Here is a 17,304-nt window from a genome sequence, read left to right on the forward strand (position 1 = left end):
ACACACCATGTTCGCTATTGCACAAACTGGGCAGCGCGGCTATAGTCGCCGCGTTGTGGTAACGATGCCACATGCCCGGACCAGGCCCTCGACATCGTGGTTGTGTTCAAGGGCACCGGATACGTCGACGCCCAGGAGGACGCGATGACACAGACCACGGCGGACACCGCCGGAGGGACGAAGGGACCACCTTCGAAACCCCTCAAAGCGCGCAAGTACAACCGGCGCGAGGCCATCGCCGGGTACCTGTTCATCTCGCCCTGGATCCTCGGGTTCTGCATCTTCACCGCAGGCGCGATGATCTGGAGCCTGGTGCTCTCCTTCAGCCGGTACAACCTGGCGACCAATGCCCAAAGCCCGGTGGGGTTGGCCAACTACGAGTCGCTCTTCACCGACCCTCGGGTGGCTACCTCGCTCGGGAACACACTCTTCTTCGCGTTCCTCTCGGTGCCGCTCGAGATCGCTTTCGCCCTGTTCCTCGCCACGCTGCTGAACCGGCTCGGGCGGGGAGCCGGGTTCTTCCGGACCGTCTTCTACCTGCCGAAGATGACGCCGATGGTGGCGACCGCTGCGATCTTCTTCCTCCTGCTGAACGGCAACTCAGGTGCGATCAACCAGTTCCTGCGCTTCTTCGGAATCTCCGGTCCTCAATGGTTGGTGGATCCGGACTGGATCAAGCCGTCAATCGTGCTGATGTCCCTGTGGGCAGTCAGCGGCACGATGGTGATCTTCCTCGCGGCCTTGAAGAATGTTCCCCGGGAGCTCTACGAAGTGGCGTCCCTAGACGGCGCCGGCGCGGCCCGAAAGTTCACCACGATCACCCTGCCGATGATCTCCAGCGCGATGTTCTTCAACGTCATCGTGCTTTCCATCGCCGCCTTCCAGACATTCGACCAGGCGTATCTGCTGTTCTGGCGGGATCAATCCAACGCGTCCCCGGAGTCGTCCCTGTTCTATGCCGTGTACCTGTTCCAGCAGGCGTTCCGACAGTTCAACTTCGGCTTCGCCGCCGCGATGGCCTGGCTGATGTTCGTGATCATCATGTGCGTCACGTTCATCCAGATGAAGTTCGGTAACCGGTTCGTGTACTACGAGGGAGACAAGTGATGAGCGTGAACACCACGGCGATGCAGACCGCCGCCGCTCCCGAGCAACCGCAGCCCGAGCGCCAGATCATTCGCGAGAAGGTACGGCTGAGCACCAGGATCGGTCGCGGCACCTCGTGGGTGTTGCTGCTGATCTTCACGGCAGCCTTCATGTACCCGCTGATCTGGCTGATCTCCGCGAGCCTCAAGGGCCGCGGGCAGGTCTTCGACAACACCCTCGTGCCGGAGACGTTCAACTGGGGCAACTACGTGACCGTCTGGGACGAGCTTCCCCTTTTCAGCTGGCTGTTCAACAGCGTCAGCATCGCCGTGCTCGCCTCGGTGGCGGTGGCTTTCTCCAGTTCGCTCGTCGCGTTCGGCTTCGCCTACTTCCGATTTCCCGGCCGCAAGATCCTGTTCGGCCTGGTGCTGGCTACGATGATGCTGCCCGGAGCAGTCACGATGATCCCGATCTACCTGATCTGGAAAGAAGTCGGGCTGCTGGGTACGTGGGCGCCGCTGTGGGCCTACAACCTGTTCGGCTCCGCCTTCTACATCTTCCTGCAACGCCAGTTCTTCCTCGGCTTGCCGCGGGAGCTGTTCGAAGCGGCACGGATCGACGGCGCCAGCTACTGGCGGCTGTTCACCAAGATTGCGATGCCGCTGTCCATCCCGTCGGTGGTCATCGTGCTGCTGTTCGAGTTCCAGGCGTCCTGGAACAACCTCCAGCAGGCCCTGATCTACCTCAACGCTGGAAGCGTGAGTGACTTCACCGCACCCCTGGGCATCGCCTACGCGATGACCAAGTACTCGCCCACCGCGGGTGGGCAGGGTGACTACCAGTACGTGATGGTGGCCTCCCTGATGGTCACGTTGCCGATGCTCGTGCTGTTCGCGTTCGGGCAGCGGTACTTCATCGAAGGTGTGGCCACCACGGGCCGCAAGGGTTGATCCGATCGCTCCCTCCTGGTCAGACGAGGACGCCCCCGCCGATTCGGCGGGGGCGTCCCTGTCGTTGATCCCGAGAGGAGGCAGCTGACTGGTTCCATGCTGAGGGGCGTCAGAGCGGCCACAAGCGGCGCTCGACCCGATACCAGCCGGTCAGCCCGGTCCGCATCACAAGCTGCTCGCGGCCTGCTCCGGACCTGGCTCGGTGCTCCACCTGGCCGGTCGCTCCGGCGGCGGCGCCGTGGACTCGCGCTCCCGCAGCAGCGCGGCGAGCATGATGGTCCGAGCCGGGACCTCGGGGCGTTCGATCCGCTCGAGCAGCTGACGCACTGCGATCTCGCCGAGCGCTACCGAGTCCTGTGCCACGGCGGTCACCCGCGGCGAGACGAGCGTCATCCAGGGAGCGTCGTCGAAGGCCACCAGGCTGAGGTCGTCCGGGATGGTGATCCCCAGGTCCGTCGCGGCCCGCCACACTCCCTCGGCGAGCACGTTGTTCGCGGCGAACACCGCCGTCGGGGCATCTTCACGGCTGAGGAGCTCCCGCGCGGCACGATAGACGTTCGGTACGTCCCATCCGGCGCTCACGACCAATGCGGTATCTGGGTCATGACCGGCCGCAGCGAGCGCCGCCTGGTATCCGGCGAGGCGGTCCCGTCCGGTGGTCCAGTCGATCTCGTCGATCACGAGGGCGATGCGCTCGTGACCCACCGCCAGCAAGCTCTCGGTGGCCCGTCGCGACGCCGTCATGTTGTCCACCACCACGGCATCCACCTGGCCCGCAGCGAACTGACGGTCGACCTCCACCACCGGGACATTGCGCTCGGCCAGGTACGTCGTCACCTCCGGGCTCGTGGGGGTGATGATGACACCCGCCACTCGCATGGCGAGGAAGCGCTCGGCCACCTCCACCTTGGCCTCCGGGCCGGTCAGGTCGTCAGCCAGGATGATGCTGTAGCCGTGCTTGCGTGACTCCTGGCTGATCCCGGATGCCAGCTCGCCGTAGAAGGAGTTGCGCATGTCCCAGACCAGCACACCGATGGAACGGCTGGTCTGCTGCTTGAGGAAGCGGGCGGTGATGTCAGGGACGTAGCCGAGCTCCTGGGCCACCGACTGGACGCGTTCGCGCACGGCCGGTGCAACGTAACCACGGCCGGTCAGCGCACGGGACGCCGTCGACCGGGAAACCTTCGCTGTCTCGGCCACGTCGCGAATGGTGGGCCGACGAGTCGGGCTGCTCATCGCGCCTCCCGGCTCGAGCACTGGCTGGGACGTCTCATCTGGTTACGCTCCGCTCGTCGCCTGCACCGCTGCTAGGCATGGTATCGATCTCCGCTGGCCCCTCGGCGTCTTCGCGACGCTCGCGGACGTCGAGCACCACATCTGCTCGCCCCCAGGCCGGGACGGTGACCTCCCGCGTACTGCGGTGCCCCGGCAGCCGCGTCTCGACCAGCGCACGGGCTGAGTTGCCGGCGGTCTCTCGGAGCCGCACGCGCACCTGGTCCTCACTCACCGGCCGCAGTTCGGTGAGCACGTCCCCGTCGGAGGTCACGGACAGTCCGCTCGTTCCCTGCCACGGCACCGGTATCCGGGTGGCCCGCGCCTGCAGCGGCACCCCGGCATCTCGTCCGAACGTCGCGACCTGCGCAGCGGCCGGAGGCTGTTCGATGGGCAGGAACCGGTAGCGGTAGGTGCGAGTGCCCTCTTGCCGGGCCTGGAAGTTCGTGAAGTGCAGGTTGTTCATCAGCCAGCTGTTGATATGGCCAGTGCGCGGCTCCAACGTCCGTGCCCACGTGCCCGTGTGAAAGTCACCCAGCTGGACCAACGGTGCGTCGTAGCTCGACCACAACACTCCCGATGTCACGTCACCGACACCAATCGCTTGCTGGATCGAGTACCAGTCCTTCGAGGTGTCCGGGAGCTGGTCCTCCTCCGGCCGGTAGACCGCACCCGCGGTCTCCAGCAGGAACTGCGGTTCGGCGAAGGCGAACGGGAACGCCACGAAGATGCTCTCCGGGCCGAATGCCTCCGGCTTCACCAGGTGCACCGCGAGGTCGATCGCGGGGGTGTCTCGATAGATGGTGAGCGTGGTGCGTGCCGGTGGGAGCCCAGGCGGGGTGCTCTCCCACTCCACCGTGACGGCGTCCGACCGGGTGGTCACGCTGATCGGAGAGCTCATGGTGGCCGGTGTCCGATCGAAGTCCGGACCGGGGTTGTCGGGGTGGAAATCCTTGGGGCTACGCGTGAGCATCGGGTGCGTGCTGCCGGGGCGCACGGATTCCACCACGACGGCACCGAGCGCATGAGGCGTACCAGTGTCGACGAGCTCGCGACCATGGCGTTCATCGACCAGCGAGACCAGGCCGCCACCGGCCCTGCTGACCGTGAGCCGGTAGTGTCCGAATGTCAGGTCGACGCGTTCGCTCTCGGTCCGCACCTCGCCTTCCTCAGGCAATGGCAACCTGGTGAGGCCGAAGGCGGGCACCGTCGCGACCAGGCGTACCCGGCGGGCGCCATCGACCTCCACCTCGACCGGTTCGGTCCGTTCGGTCTCGGTGGGATTGGTGACGACTACCGTGGGCGGCTGGGTCGCGTCTACCTCCGGGAGCTGCTCGCTGGTCCCGGAGGCCACCAGGCGGTGCATCCCTTCTACCGCCAGGTCGCGCGCGACGTCCCATGCGCCGTAAGCGAATCCGGCCTTGGCATTCCAGTGAGAGTGAGACAGGGTCGAGAACGGCTTGCTGTAGGTCTCCCACGACCCCCAGGTGTGCTCGCCGAAGAGAAGCAGTTGTTCGTCCACGGCGTCGAGGTCGCGCACCACACGCGACGGTGGACGCGACCGTACCGGAGCCCGACGGTATCCGATCACGTCGGCGTAGCTCACCGGGCCGTCGCCCCGAAGCATTGTCAGCGCCAGGTGCGATCCGGCAGCCCGGGTGAAGCTGCGGGCCTCTCGATAGACCGCCACCTCGCGAGCCGTGGAGCCGTGACCGTGCGACCACCAGTCCGACCATTCACCACGCAGCGCGGGCACCGCGTCGCCGCTGGCTGACTCGAGGAGGGCGTCCAGGGCCTGGTCCGTTGTCGCCGTACGCATCGGACGATCCGGATGCAGCTGATTCCAGCGGCGGACGACATCGAGAAACAGTGCGGTGGGCCATCTGTTGTCATTGGCGGCGTGCACCAGGGCGGCGTCATACGGGTAGTCCTCGCGTGCCTCAAGATCAGCCACGAGCTCGCCGATGCGTTGCACCGCCAGGTCCACGTCCCCGTCGATGATCCCCCACTCCTCGCCGATCCCGTAGTGGGTGGACAACCAGACGAAGACCTGCTGGCCGCTCACGCCCTCCCACCAGAAGCCGGACGGCTGGGTCAACGGCGGTCGTCCGTGATCGGGGTTGAGGGCCATCACCAGCCGGTCCAGGCCGGCACGGCGCATCTGTTCCACCGTTCCCCACGCGATCCCGTTCACATCACCATGCTGTTCGGTCCGCAGGGTCAGCCCTGCGTCTCGCAGGGTGCTCAGCGCGTCATAGGCCACATCGAGCTCGGCCTCGCTCGGGAGCTGGGTCATGTTCAAGTAGCCCCCGGTGAGGCTGATGCGCCCCTCGTTCACCCGAGCGACCAGCCGTGCCACATCCTGCGGCGTCGCCTCGGCCACGAACTTCAGCACCGGGCGGGAGACCTCGAAGGTCCACCGGAACGCGTCCGGACCGTCACCGTCGTGCTCGTCGCAGAGGTCGAGCACACGTGTGACGATCTCGGTGTGCAGACCGTCCACCAGTCGTGGTGACAGGGTGTAGCCCACATCGTGATGGGTGTGTCCCACCAGGTACAGGTGGCGAATACGGGACATCAGGAGATCCTGGGCCTTTCCTTCTCTGGCATCGTTGCCACACCGACACTAGTCTCCTCTACACCACAGGAGCAAGACACGAATGGCGACCAATCCGCGCATTTATCCCAAATATCACAGAAATGCAGGTCACGGGTTGATCACTCCGCTTGTGATGACGCCTCCCGTCGTCTACCGTTCGATGTGGGAAGGATTCCATACGCGGCACCGACGACGGTGCGGCGGCACCCACCTCCCGGCACAGTCGCCGGGCAGTCACACGAAGGGACTTGTGAGATGACGACGAGAAAGCGCCTGATCTTCGCCGCACTCCCCACCGCGCTGATCCTCGCCGCCTGTGGTGGCGGCGACACCGGCGATGAGGGGGACGGCGGCGCCGAGGGAGTCGACTGGGGTGCCGAGCCCACCGGCACACTGTCCGCCTGGGGTTTCAACAACGCCGACGACGTCGGTCAGTCCCGTCTCGACTATGCGGCGGAGCAGCTCTCGGATCTCGAGATCGAGCTGGATGCCACGGGTTTCGACGCCCAGAAGTTCACCACCCGCCTCGCCAGCGGCGATGTGCCCGATGTGGTCCAGATGGACCGCCGGTACGTCGCCACCTATGCCGCGCAGGACCTGCTCCTGCCGCTGGATGAATGCTACGCGGCCCATGACGTCACGCCCGAAGAGGACTACTACCCCTTCGTGATCGACGACATGAGCCTCGACGGCCAGATCTGGGGCGTCGGGCAGTTCTTCCAGCCACCGGCGATCCTGCTGAACATGGACGTGCTGAACGAGGCCGGGGTCAGCGCTGAGGACATCGACACGTCCCAGCCCGAGGTGCTGCTCGATGCCATCGAGACCATGTACCAGGAGGAGGGTGGCGTTCCCAACCGACTGGGACTGGACCCGGTAGCCACCGGGCAGGGTGAACTGTGGATTCTCGGTATGGGTGGACAACTCACCGACGCCGAGGGAGTGCCCACTCTCGACGACCCCTCGAACGTGCCCGGACTGGAACTGTTGCAGCAGGTCACCGACGCCCAGGGCGGCTTCGCCGAGGTGAAGAGCTTCACTGACTCCTTCGACACCTTCGGCGAGAACAACCAGTTCGTGGCCAACCAGGTCGGCGCACAGGTGAACCCCCAGTGGTACCCGAACGTGCTGGTGCCCTATGTCGACGACCTCGACCTGCAGGCTGTGCCGTTCCGGGGCCCGGACGGCGAACCATTCTCCGTGGCTTCCGGCACTGCGTTCGTGGTGCCCGCCGGTGCCGAGAACCCGGCAGCCGCGTGCGCCTGGATGCTCAACCTGACCTCCCTGGAAGGCTGGGAGGCCGCCGGCCAGGCCCGTGGCGAGACGCGTGAGGCGGACGGTGGGATCAACACCGGGCTGTTCACCGGTTCACCCGAGGCCGACACCAGCATTCGCGAAGAGTGGGTCGTGCCGACCGGCAACGAAGGGCTCGACCAGGTGATCTCCACCTACTACGAGGTGCTGGACTACGGCCAGACCTACGGCGCTTCTCCCGCCGGTCAGGACATTCAGAACGAGCTCAACAACGCAATCACGAGCACGCTGCTCGGTGAGGCAACACCTGAAGAGGCACTCGCCGAGGCACAGGCTGCGGCGATGCGGGCCTACGACAACGTGACCGCTGGCGGCTGATCGACTCCGCCAGCCCAGACACAGGTGGCGTCGGGTCTGCGAGAGCAGATCCGACGCCACCTGTGGTCTGTGTCGACAGGGCGCGCCCGAGGTGCGCTCAGCCGCGCCCGAGGCGCACTCAGCGCCGGCGCTTCTCCCGCACCCGAACCCCGATCGAGATCGGGGTTCCCTCGAAGCCAAAGGTCTCACGCAGCCGGCGTTCGACGAAGCGCCGGTAGCCAGGGTCCAGGAACCCGGTGGTGAACAGCACGAATCGGGGCGGACGAGTGCTCGCCTGCGTGGCGAACAGGATGCGTGGCTGCTTGCCGCTGCGCACCGGGTGCGGCTTGGCGGCGGTGACCTCACCGAGGAAGGCGTTCAGCTTCCCGGTCGGAATGCGGGTGTCCCAGGACTCCAGCGCCGTGTCGAGCGCGCGCACCAGCCGGTTCGTGTGCCAGCCGGTCTTCGCCGAGAAGTTCACCCTCGGTGCCCATGGCACCTGCACGAGCTGCTGTTCGATCTCCCGGTCGAGGAAGGACCGCCGATCGTCGTCCATCAGGTCCCACTTGTTGTAGGCGATCACCAGGGAGCGTCCGGCATCGATCACCTGTTGCACCACGCGGATGTCCTGCTCGGTCATGGGGACGCTGGCGTCGATGAGCACCACCCCCACCTCGGCCTTCTCCAGCGCAGACTGGGTCCGCAGGGAGGCATAGAAGTCGGCTCCGGAGGTCTGGTGCACCCGACGTCGGATCCCGGCGGTGTCCACGAACCACCAGGGACGGCCGCCGACCACGACGAGCTCGTCGACCGGGTCCCGCGTCGTCCCGGCGACCTCGTCGACCACCACACGGTGGGCGCCCGAGATCGCGTTCAGCAGGGACGACTTGCCCACGTTCGGCCGGCCCACCAGGGCCACGCGCCGTGGCCCGCCCTCCGGGATCTCGCCCCCGACGGCGGACGTTTCCGGAAGTACCTCGAGTGCGGCATCGAGCAGGTCGCCCGAACCACGACCGTGCAGTGCCGAGACGGGGTAGGGCTCGCCCAGGCCGAGCGACCACAGCAGCGCCGCATCGGCTTCACCGCGCTGATCGTCGACCTTGTTGGCGACCAGCAATGTGGGTTTGCCGGCGCGCCGCAGCATTCGCACCACGTACTCGTCCTCGTCCGTGGGCCCGACTACGGCGTCCACGACGAAGAGCACCGCGTCGGCCAGGGCGATCGCGATCTCGGCCTGATCGGCCACGCGGCTGCCCAACCCCTTGGCGTCACGCTCCCAGCCGCCGGTGTCCACGAGGGTGAACTGGCGCCCGGACCAGTCGGCCGGGTAGCTCACCCGGTCCCGGGTCACGCCCGGTGTGTCCTGCACGACGGCCTCACGACGGCCGAGGATCCGGTTCACCAGGGTCGACTTGCCCACGTTCGGTCGCCCGACCACGGCGAGCACGGGCGGCGGGCCGGCCGGCTCGGCACGGTCCGTGACGTCGTCGCCCCCTGCGAGCAGGGCGAGGTCGTCCTCCTCCAGCTCGTACTCCCGCAGGCCTGCGCGCAACGCTTCTGCACGCTGGCCGTCCTCCGCGGTCTCGGTCAGATCAGGGCGTCGCGGGTCCACGAGCATGTCATCGGACACGTCGTCGGCGGCAAGGCGCTCTGTAGGCTTCGACTCATCGTTCACAGCCGCTATTCTCCCCGCTGTGCGGTCCTACACCTAACGCGATCCGATGTGGGTCCGCGCACGTCATGGTCGGATCACCTGCGACCGGCGATCGTCAGCACCCTGCCCGTCGTCAGATCTCGGTAGTCCGCGGCAGCGGCACGCCGTGCCGCTCGGACGCTCCGTGCACGTGCATGCTCAACTGCTCCTGGATCGTGCCCATCGCGTCGGTGACCGCCGTCCGCCCGATCCCCGCCTCGGGCGCGACGGCCTGGAACGGCTCGCCGAACTCCACCACGAGCCGTCCCCGGAAGCCCGGGATATAGCCGGGCTTCTTCCCGGCGGGCCGGGTACCCAGGATGGCCACCGGGAGCACCGGGGCGCCGGACCGCACGGCGAGCCAGGCGATCCCTGCCTTGGTCTGCTTCACGTCGCCGGTCCCGCGCGTGCCTTCGGGGAACACCCCGACCAGGCGGTCCTCGTTCAGCAGAGTGAGCGCCGTCTGCAACGCGGCCCGCCCGTTGCGTCGGTCCACCGGAATCTGTCCCGCGTTGCGCATCAGGAACCCGATCACCCCGGAGAACATCTCCTCCTTGATGATGATGTGCGACTCCCGCGGGATCACCCCGTGCAGCAGTGGACCGTCGATGATGCCCGTGTGGTTCGCGGCCACGAGCAAACGGCCGGTCCGCGGCATGCGGTCGCCCCCGACCACCTGCGTGTTCCACACGCCGTGTGCCAGGCACCAGCCCACCCGGCGGGACCAGGTCGGGCCCCAGCGCTTGATCTGCGCAGCGGTGATGGCCTGGCCGGGGGTCGCGGCTCGGTCGCTGCTCATGAGTGCTCCTCGGGGGATCCGGTGCTGCGGGTGGATGCGGCGGAGACGATCTCCTGCACGGTGGCCACCGCCTCCTCGAGGGTGAGTGCGGAGGTGTCCACGCTGATCACGCCATCTGCGGCGGTGGTGAAGTTGGAGACGGTGGAATCGTCCGCGTCCCGACGGATCACCTGGTCCCTGGTGGCCGCAAGACTCACCTCGTCCACCGTGCCGTGCACCTCGCGTGCCCGGCGGGCAAGCCGGGCCTCTTCATCGGCCAGGAGCAGGATCCGTACGTCGGCGTCGGGGGCCACCACCGTGGTGATATCGCGGCCCTCGGCAATCACGCCGCGGCCGCCGCTGTGCGCCTGGTGACCGGTCTTAGCCTGCCCGCTCTCGGCGGCGATCACGTCGCGCTGCCGGCGCTGCAGCTCGGCGCGCACGTCCAGGTTGGTGGCCACCGCGCTCACCCGGGTGGAGATCTCGGTGCTGCGGATCACCACCCCGACGTCCTCCCCACCCACGATGAACGTCGGATGGGCGGAATCGGTACTGATCTCGAGCGGCATCTCCCGGACGAGCTGAGCCACCGTCGAGTGGTCGTCCAGGTCCACGCCCGCGCGGATGCACCACCACGCGGCGGCGCGATACATGGCGCCGGTGTCGAGGTAACCGAGCCCGAAGTGGGCCGCCACGCGTCTGCTGATCGTGGACTTTCCTGACCCGCTGGGACCGTCGATGGCCACCACGATTCCATCGACGCTCACGGTGCCACCACCCGCCAGCCACGCTGCTCCAGTGCCTGCTCGAGCGGCTGCGCCGAGTCCTGTGTCACCGACACGATCGCCATACCCACCTTCTGCTTCGGAGAGTGCTCCATCTGGAAGTCCTCGATGTTCACGCCGATCTCTCCCACCTCGGAGAACAGCCGGCCGAGCTCACCGGGCTCGTCCGGCACCAGCACGGTCACCTCGGCATAGCGGCGCCGCGCTCCCCCGTGCTTGCCGGGCACCCGGGACACCCCGTGGTTGCCGGCAGTGATCAGTCGAGAGATCCCCGCCACGGCCCCGGGGGCGAGAGGTCCGTCCGCGGCCGCGCGCTCCACCGCTGCTACGAGCGAGTCCAGCTCGTCCCGGATGCCACGCAGCAGCCCACTCACGGCGCGTGCGTTGCCGGTCAGGATCGCGGACCAGAGCCGCGGGTCGGAGGCAGCGATTCGCGTGACGTCACGCACGCCCTGACCGGCGAGGGCGAGCGCCCGCTCCGGCGCCTCCGTCAGCTGGGCGGCCATCAGCGACGCCATCAACTGCGGGACGTGGGAGATCAGCGCTACAGCGTCGTCGTGCTCGACAGCGTCCATGGAGACCACGGAGGCACCCGCATCGGCGGCCAGTGCACGCACGGTCAGCACCGCGGTGTCCGTGGAGTGCTCGTGCGCCGCGATCACCCAGGGCCGGCCGATGAACAGGTCCGCGGAGGCAGCGGCGGCGCCGGACTTCTCCCGGCCGGCCATCGGGTGCGAGCCGACATAGCGGCTCAGGTCCACCTGGGGATCAGCCTCGCCCAGCTCGCGCAGCTCGGCGAGCAGGACCGATTTCACGCTCGCCACGTCCGTCACGACGGCGTCCGGGAACGTCCGTAGTGCGCGTGCGACTTCCCCTGAGGTCACGTCAGGCGGTACGGCCACGACCACCAGTGCGGGCGCCGCGGGCGCGTCGATCTCCCCAGCGCCCAGATCGCGGGCCAGGGCCAGCATCGAGGGCGAGGTGTCGGAGAGGGTCACCGGTACCTGCCGTGCCGTAAGCGCGAGTGCGATGCTCGTGCCCAGCAGCCCGGTGCCGACGATGTGCACCGGGCCACGGGTCGCGGTGGGATCGTCGGCCGTCACGAGGTCACACCTTACCGGCGGCTCCGGCCGGTTCCGGTCCCGGCGCTCCCGGCGACCACCAGTCGAGGTCTCGGCCGTGCGGGTGCGCCGTGCCGAGGGCTTGTCCGTCCAGGCTCAGCACGAATCGGTGCGCCATTTCCCGGACGTCCACATCCTCCAGGCCTGCCACCCCCAGGTCGCGGCTCACCGCCAGCCCTTCCAGCCCGATCCGATGCACATCCAGAGCGTCCAGCTCGGATGCGAACCGGTGCCGACCGTCCTGATCCAGGTAGGCGGCTGCGGCACTGTGTGTCACCACGACCGGTGCTCCCGGAGCTGCGGTGCGCAACGCTGCGACCGTCTCGGCGATGTCGTCAGGGAAGGAGCCCGCGCGGATGTCCACACGTGCACGCGCGGCCATCTCCAGCGCCGCCGCGAGCCGCGTCGCGCGTTCGGTGTGCTCGGGCCAGACGAGGCACCGGAGCCAGCGGCGTTCGTCCGGGTCACCGGCCTGCACCGGGTGCGCATCGAGCCCGAGCCGTGCGGCGATCTCCGGGTGGCGATCGGGAAGTGGTGGATTGCCCCGGACGCTCGCTTCCAGCAGCACAGCTCCGGGGTCCGAGGCGTCGCCGAGCCGGGTCGTACGACCGTGTTCGTCGGTCCAGGCGTAGCACCACCGGTCCGGGAGCAGGCACAGACCAGCGCTGGCACCGAGCTCCAGCAACGCGAGCGGGCCGCCGACCAGTCCAAGTGCCGGCAGCATCACCGCACATCGCGCGGCCTCGTTGGTCTGCGTGGCACGAGCTCTCATCAGCGCCGCGACCTCCGCCGTCTGTTGCCGCAACTGTGCCAAGGCGGCGGCCGGGTCCTCGACCGGGGCGCCGAACCACCGCAGTGCACCGAACAGCAGGTTCGGCTGCCGCTTCGAGCGTGGGAGGGCGTCGAGGAAGGCGATGGTGGTCGGGTCGTCCGCGACTGCCTCGGCCAGTGCCTGGTACTGCGGTGACGAACCACGCGCCTCTACCTGGGCCCAGGAACGGTAGAACGCGGCGGTATCGCGTGCCTGTGTCTGCATTCGACTACAGCTGTACTGCGGTCATCAGGCTGCCCAGCTCACGTCCCTCGATCACGCGCGTACGGCCGGGTTTGAGGTGGCCGAGCCGGATCGGACCGATGGTGGTCCTGCTGAGCTGGGTGACCGGGTGCCCGACCTCCTCGAACAGCCGGCGGACGATGTGCTTGCGCCCCTCGTGCAGCACCACCTCCACCACGCTCGCCTGCGGCGTGGTCTCGAGCACCGTGAAGGCGTCCACGCGCACCGTGCCGTCCTCGAGCACGATCCCGTCCTTGAGCCGGCCGCCGAGGCCGCGCGCGACCGCGCCCTCGACCTTCGCGACGTAGGTCTTCGGAATCTCGTACGAGGGGTGGGTGAGGCGGTGCGCGAGGTCGCCGTCGTTGGTCAGCAGGATCAGCCCGGTCGTCTCAGCGTCCAGCCGCCCGACGTGGAAGAGCCGCTCCCGGCGATCAGCCACGTACTGGGACAGGTCCGGGCGTCCCGACTCGTCCGCCATCGTGGAGTAGACCCCGGCCGGCTTGTGCAGGGCGATGGTGACCAGCGAGTCGTCCAGCTGTACGCGCAACCCGTTCACGTGGATCACCGCACGCTTCGGGTCCACCCGTACGCCCAGTTCGCGCATCTGGACCCCGTCCACACTCACCCGCCCGGCAGCGATGAGTTCCTCGCAGGCCCGGCGGGAACCGAAACCGGCACCGGCCAGGACCTTCTGCAGCCGGACGCCGTCGGGGGTGTGCACATCACGGGCCGGGTGCGGCGAACGCTGCTGGCGGTTGCTGCGGCGGCCGCCGCGGGAGGTGGAGGGTGTCATCGTGTGCCGCTTCCGTCGATGTCGTCGAAGCTGTCCATGTCGGGCAGGTAGGGAGCCAGGGGTGGCAGGTCGTCGAGGCTACGCAGTCCGAGCCGCTCCACGAAGTAGGAGGTGGTCCGGTAGAGCGTGGCACCACCCTCGGCGTCCTGGCCGGCCTCCTCCACCAGTCCGCGTGCGAGCAGGGTACGCACGACCGAGTCCACGTTCACGCCGCGGATGGCCGAGATCCTGCCCCTCGAGACCGGTTGCCGGTAGGCGATCACTGCGAGGGTCTCCAGCGCGGCCTGGGTGAGCCGCGCGGTCTGCCCGTCGATGACGAAGGCATCCACGGCGTCGCTGAAGGCTGTCGCGGAGTAGAAGCGCCACCCCCCGGCGACCTCGCGCAGCTCGAACCCGTGCGGGCGCTGCCCACCGGTGTACTCGGCGACCAGACCTTCCAGTGCCGCGGTGACCTCCGCCGTCGGGACCTGCAAGACCGATGCGATGCGCTCGGCAGGCACTGGTGACTCGGCCACCATCAGGATGGCCTCCAGCGCGGACGGGAGTCCCCCCGGAGCATCCAGTACGCGCGCGGCGGCGGGCATCTCCTCCGGCTGCTGCGCCGGCGGTGTGTCCTCGGGCGTGCTCATCCGGGGCCCTCCTGGGTGTCGTCGCTGTTCTCGGTCTCCTCGCCGCCGGCCCCTGCGTCGACGGCCCCGCCCGAGTCGTCGTAGTCGTCGATCACATCGACGTCCCCTGCATCGGCACCGGTCCACCGCACGGTCAGCTCCCCGAGCGGATCGGCCTGGTCGAAGCCGATGGCTCCCTCACGGTACAGCTCGAGCAATGCCAGGAAACGCGCCACCACCACCGGTGTCCCGTCCGCGTCATCGGTGAGCGTCCGGAAGGACAGACTCCGGGAACGCCGCAGTCGGTCCACCATCATCGCTGCCTGCTCACGCACGCTCACCGCAGGGTTGTGCAGATGGGAGATGTCCACACCCTCGGCAGCAGGTTTCGGCGCCAGGGCCTGGGCCGCAAGGGCTGCCAGGTCCTCGGGTCCGATCTGCATGATGAGCTCGGGCAGCAGGGCGGCGAACCGGGGTTCGAGCGCTACCTCCCGGGGGTGGGCGCGGCCCGCCCGTTCCCAGGCGGCGCCGAGGTGGGCAGCCACCTCCTTGAAGGCGCGGTATTGCAGCAGGCGTGCGAAGAGCAGGTCCCGGGCCTCCAGCAGCTCCAGGTCCTCAGCGTCCTCGACCGCGCCGCGCGGGAGCAGTCGTGCCGCCTTCAGGTCCAGCAGCGTGGAGGCGATCACGAGGAACTCGCTCGCCTGGGACAGGTCCCACTCCTCCTGCCCGCGAATGTGGGCGATGAAGTCGTCGGTCACCACCGCCAGTGCCACCTCGGTGACGTCCATCTTGTGCTTGGCGATCAGGGAGAGCAGCAGGTCGAACGGACCGGAGAAGTTCTCCAGCCGCACCTCGAACGTCGCCCGGTGGTGGGCGCTCGCTGTGCGCGCGTCCGCTCCGTCGACCAAGCCGTCCGGTGAGTCCTCGACGGCGGAACTCGCCACAGGTTCGACCGTCACCACGGGTGCATCAGGAGTCAGGCCACGTCGCCACGGGCGATGAGCTCGCGCGCGAGCTTGCGGTAGTTGTAGGCGCCGGCATGGTTCGGGGCGTAGGTGGTGATCGGCTCGGTCGCCACCGAGGCGTCCGGGAACTTCACCGTCCGCGCAATCACCGTGTCGAAGACGGTCTCGCCGAACGCCTCCCTCACTCGCGCGAGCACCTCGCGGGAGTGCAACGTGCGGTTGTCCACCATGGTGGCGAGGATGCCGTCGGTGTGCAGGCGCGGGTTCAGGCGGTCCCGCACCTTGTCGATCGTCTCCACCAGCAGGGCCACGCCGCGCAGCGCGAAGAACTCGGTCTCCAGCGGAATGATCACCCCGTGGGCCGCCGTCAGGGCGTTGACCGTGAGCAGCCCGAGCGAGGGTTGGCAGTCGATCAGGATCACGTCGTAGTCGTCCGCGACGGGGCGCAGCACGCGGCCGAGCGCCTGCTCGCGGGCCACCTCGTTCACCAGCTGCACCTCGGCCGCAGAGAGGTCGATGTTCGCCGGCACGAGGTCCAGGTCCGGAACCACGGTCTGCTGGATGACCTGGTGGATGTCCGGCTTGGCGGCCATCAGCTCGGTGTAGACGGTCTGATCGAGCTCGTGCGCGTTGAAGCCGAGACCGGCCGACGCGGCGCCCTGCGGGTCGAAATCGACGATCAGGACCTTGCGGCCGTACTCCGCCAGCGCGGCGCCGAGGTTGATGGTCGTGGTGGTCTTTCCCACCCCGCCCTTCTGGTTGCACATGGCAATGATGCGCGCCGGGCCGTGCCCGTTCAGCGGCTCCGGTACGGGGAAGTCGCGGTCGGTGCGGAGCTCGGTTGCATCGGTACTCACCCCGCCAAACCTACTGGCCACTGGGGCCATTACCAACCGCGCACGCCGTTCAGGGCGTGACCAGTGCGGGTAGTCCGGGCTCGTTGCGGGGTACTCCGGCTCCCCTCAGGTCCTGACGAGAGCGGGTCACGTCGACGTCGGGCCGACGATCGCGGCGTGCGCATTATTCCCTTGGCTGTGCCAGATCATGGGTGCCAGGCTGTCTGCGGACCGTACCCGCGCCGCCCGATCGGGCCGCGCGGCCAAGACGAAGGAGGTGGCGAGATGACCGTCACGATGCGTTCGACCATCCCCACCTGCTGCGTTCTTGGAGCCTCACGTGAGCACACCTTCCTCTCCCTTCGACCTACCCGGCGGGTTCGATCTCGCTGACGACCAACGCTGGACCATGTACGGCGAACCCGGGGTCCTCACCGGACCCGCGCCCGTCCCGGACTGGCTCATCACTGACGACGGCGCCGTCGAAACCGAGATTGGCACCCTGAAGTCCGGCAAGGAAGCCGACGTGGACCTGTTGGAACGATCGGCGGCTGGTCGCGCCCACCTCCTCGCCGCGAAGCGATACCGATCGCGGACCCATCGTGACTTCCACCGCGACTCCACCTATACCGAGGGCCGGCGCGAACGTCGTTCCCGAGACCAGCGAGCGGTGGCACGCGGCACCCGATACGGCCGCACGGTGCAGGCAGGACAATGGGCGGCCACCGAGTTCTCCGTGCTCTGCGATCTGGCCGCCGCCGGGGCGCCTGTGCCCTACCCGGTGCAGCTGGACGGCACCGAGATCCTGATGGAGCTCGTCACCGACACCGCTGGAGACCCAGCGCCGCGGCTGGCCGCGACACGACCGGACCGCGCACTGCTCGCCCGCTATTGGGAGGACGTGCGCCGTGCCCTGCGGATGTTTGCCTCCCGACAGCTCGCGCACGGCGACCTCTCCCCGTACAACGTGCTCGCCACCGGTGAGCGGATCGTGGTGATCGACGTGCCGCAGGTGGTGGACCTGGTGGCGAACCCGCACGGTATCGAGATCCTCGACCGGGACTGCCGCACCATGTGCACCTGGTTCACCTCCCACGGTCTGCCACAGGACCCGGACGTGCTGCTCGCCGAGCTGATCTCGTTCGCATGGTGA

15 protein-coding genes are annotated in these 17,304 nt (G+C 68.1%); 4 read left to right on the plus strand and 11 right to left on the minus strand.

What is annotated here, in order from left to right:
- Positions 1 to 144 precede the first annotated feature (144 nt).
- Together BLU77_RS07915 and BLU77_RS07920 are read left to right on the plus strand one after the other, a co-directional pair.
- Positions 145 to 1,107, plus strand: a complete 963-nt coding sequence (locus BLU77_RS07915) for a carbohydrate ABC transporter permease (protein WP_089773067.1) — start codon at positions 145 to 147, stop codon at positions 1,105 to 1,107.
- Positions 1,107 to 2,036, plus strand: a complete 930-nt coding sequence (locus tag BLU77_RS07920; RefSeq protein WP_089772439.1) for a carbohydrate ABC transporter permease — start codon at positions 1,107 to 1,109, stop codon at positions 2,034 to 2,036. Before BLU77_RS07915 ends, BLU77_RS07920 begins: the two co-directional genes overlap by 1 nt.
- Before the next feature lie 165 nt (positions 2,037 to 2,201).
- On the opposite strand, the gene BLU77_RS07925 is transcribed toward BLU77_RS07920, so the two are convergent.
- Complete coding sequence (locus BLU77_RS07925; protein WP_089773068.1) at positions 2,202 to 3,272, minus strand: LacI family DNA-binding transcriptional regulator; 1,071 nt, start codon at positions 3,270 to 3,272, stop codon at positions 2,202 to 2,204.
- 34 nt (positions 3,273 to 3,306) lie between these two features.
- Positions 3,307 to 5,886, minus strand: a complete 2,580-nt coding sequence (locus BLU77_RS07930) for a glycoside hydrolase family 38 N-terminal domain-containing protein (protein WP_089772440.1) — start codon at positions 5,884 to 5,886, stop codon at positions 3,307 to 3,309.
- Between the two features lie 276 nt (positions 5,887 to 6,162).
- Between BLU77_RS07930 and BLU77_RS07935 the strand changes: the two genes are divergently transcribed.
- On the plus strand, positions 6,163 to 7,539 hold the full coding sequence (locus BLU77_RS07935; RefSeq protein WP_089772441.1) for an ABC transporter substrate-binding protein: 1,377 nt from the start codon (positions 6,163 to 6,165) through the stop codon (positions 7,537 to 7,539).
- 118 nt (positions 7,540 to 7,657) lie between these two features.
- Here the strand turns inward: BLU77_RS07935 and der are convergent, their stop codons facing one another.
- The 9 genes from der to BLU77_RS07980 form a co-directional block, all read right to left on the minus strand.
- Positions 7,658 to 9,136, minus strand: coding sequence for a ribosome biogenesis GTPase Der (gene der / locus BLU77_RS07940; protein ID WP_089773069.1), 1,479 nt, complete (start codon positions 9,134 to 9,136; stop codon positions 7,658 to 7,660).
- Positions 9,137 to 9,305: 169 nt separating this feature from the next.
- Positions 9,306 to 10,010 carry a lysophospholipid acyltransferase family protein gene (locus tag BLU77_RS07945; RefSeq protein WP_089772442.1) on the minus strand — a complete coding sequence of 235 codons (705 nt, stop codon included), beginning with the start codon at positions 10,008 to 10,010 and terminating at the stop codon, positions 9,306 to 9,308.
- Positions 10,007 to 10,756 carry a (d)CMP kinase gene (cmk, locus tag BLU77_RS07950; RefSeq protein WP_175476981.1) on the minus strand — a complete coding sequence of 250 codons (750 nt, stop codon included), beginning with the start codon at positions 10,754 to 10,756 and terminating at the stop codon, positions 10,007 to 10,009. Before cmk ends, BLU77_RS07945 begins: the two co-directional genes overlap by 4 nt.
- Positions 10,753 to 11,877 (minus strand): prephenate dehydrogenase, encoded by a 1,125-nt coding sequence (locus BLU77_RS07955; RefSeq protein WP_089772444.1) that lies wholly within the window; start codon positions 11,875 to 11,877, stop codon positions 10,753 to 10,755. The genes cmk and BLU77_RS07955 overlap by 4 nt, the downstream gene beginning before the upstream one ends.
- Positions 11,878 to 11,881: 4 nt before the next feature.
- Entirely contained in the window at positions 11,882 to 12,931 is a 1,050-nt protein-coding gene (locus BLU77_RS07960) for a DUF2332 domain-containing protein (protein ID WP_089772445.1), read from the minus strand.
- A 4-nt stretch (positions 12,932 to 12,935) separates the two neighbouring features.
- Positions 12,936 to 13,742, minus strand: coding sequence for a pseudouridine synthase (locus BLU77_RS07965; RefSeq protein WP_175476982.1), 807 nt, complete (start codon positions 13,740 to 13,742; stop codon positions 12,936 to 12,938).
- On the minus strand, positions 13,739 to 14,371 hold the full coding sequence (gene scpB / locus BLU77_RS07970) for an SMC-Scp complex subunit ScpB (protein WP_089772446.1): 633 nt from the start codon (positions 14,369 to 14,371) through the stop codon (positions 13,739 to 13,741). The genes BLU77_RS07965 and scpB overlap by 4 nt, the downstream gene beginning before the upstream one ends.
- Positions 14,368 to 15,309: a segregation and condensation protein A gene (locus tag BLU77_RS07975; protein ID WP_089773071.1), complete on the minus strand. Its 942-nt coding sequence runs from the start codon at positions 15,307 to 15,309 to the stop codon at positions 14,368 to 14,370. The genes scpB and BLU77_RS07975 overlap by 4 nt, the downstream gene beginning before the upstream one ends.
- 17 nt (positions 15,310 to 15,326) lie before the next feature.
- Positions 15,327 to 16,193: a ParA family protein gene (locus BLU77_RS07980; RefSeq protein WP_245708724.1), complete on the minus strand. Its 867-nt coding sequence runs from the start codon at positions 16,191 to 16,193 to the stop codon at positions 15,327 to 15,329.
- 298 nt (positions 16,194 to 16,491) lie between these two features.
- On the opposite strand from BLU77_RS07980, the gene BLU77_RS07985 reads away from it, so the two are divergent.
- Positions 16,492 to 17,304, plus strand: a complete 813-nt coding sequence (locus BLU77_RS07985; protein ID WP_245708725.1) for a serine protein kinase RIO — start codon at positions 16,492 to 16,494, stop codon at positions 17,302 to 17,304.

The sequence above is a fragment of the Ruania alba genome, assembly GCF_900105765.1.
Classification (GTDB): Bacteria; Actinomycetota; Actinomycetes; order Actinomycetales; family Beutenbergiaceae; genus Ruania; species Ruania alba.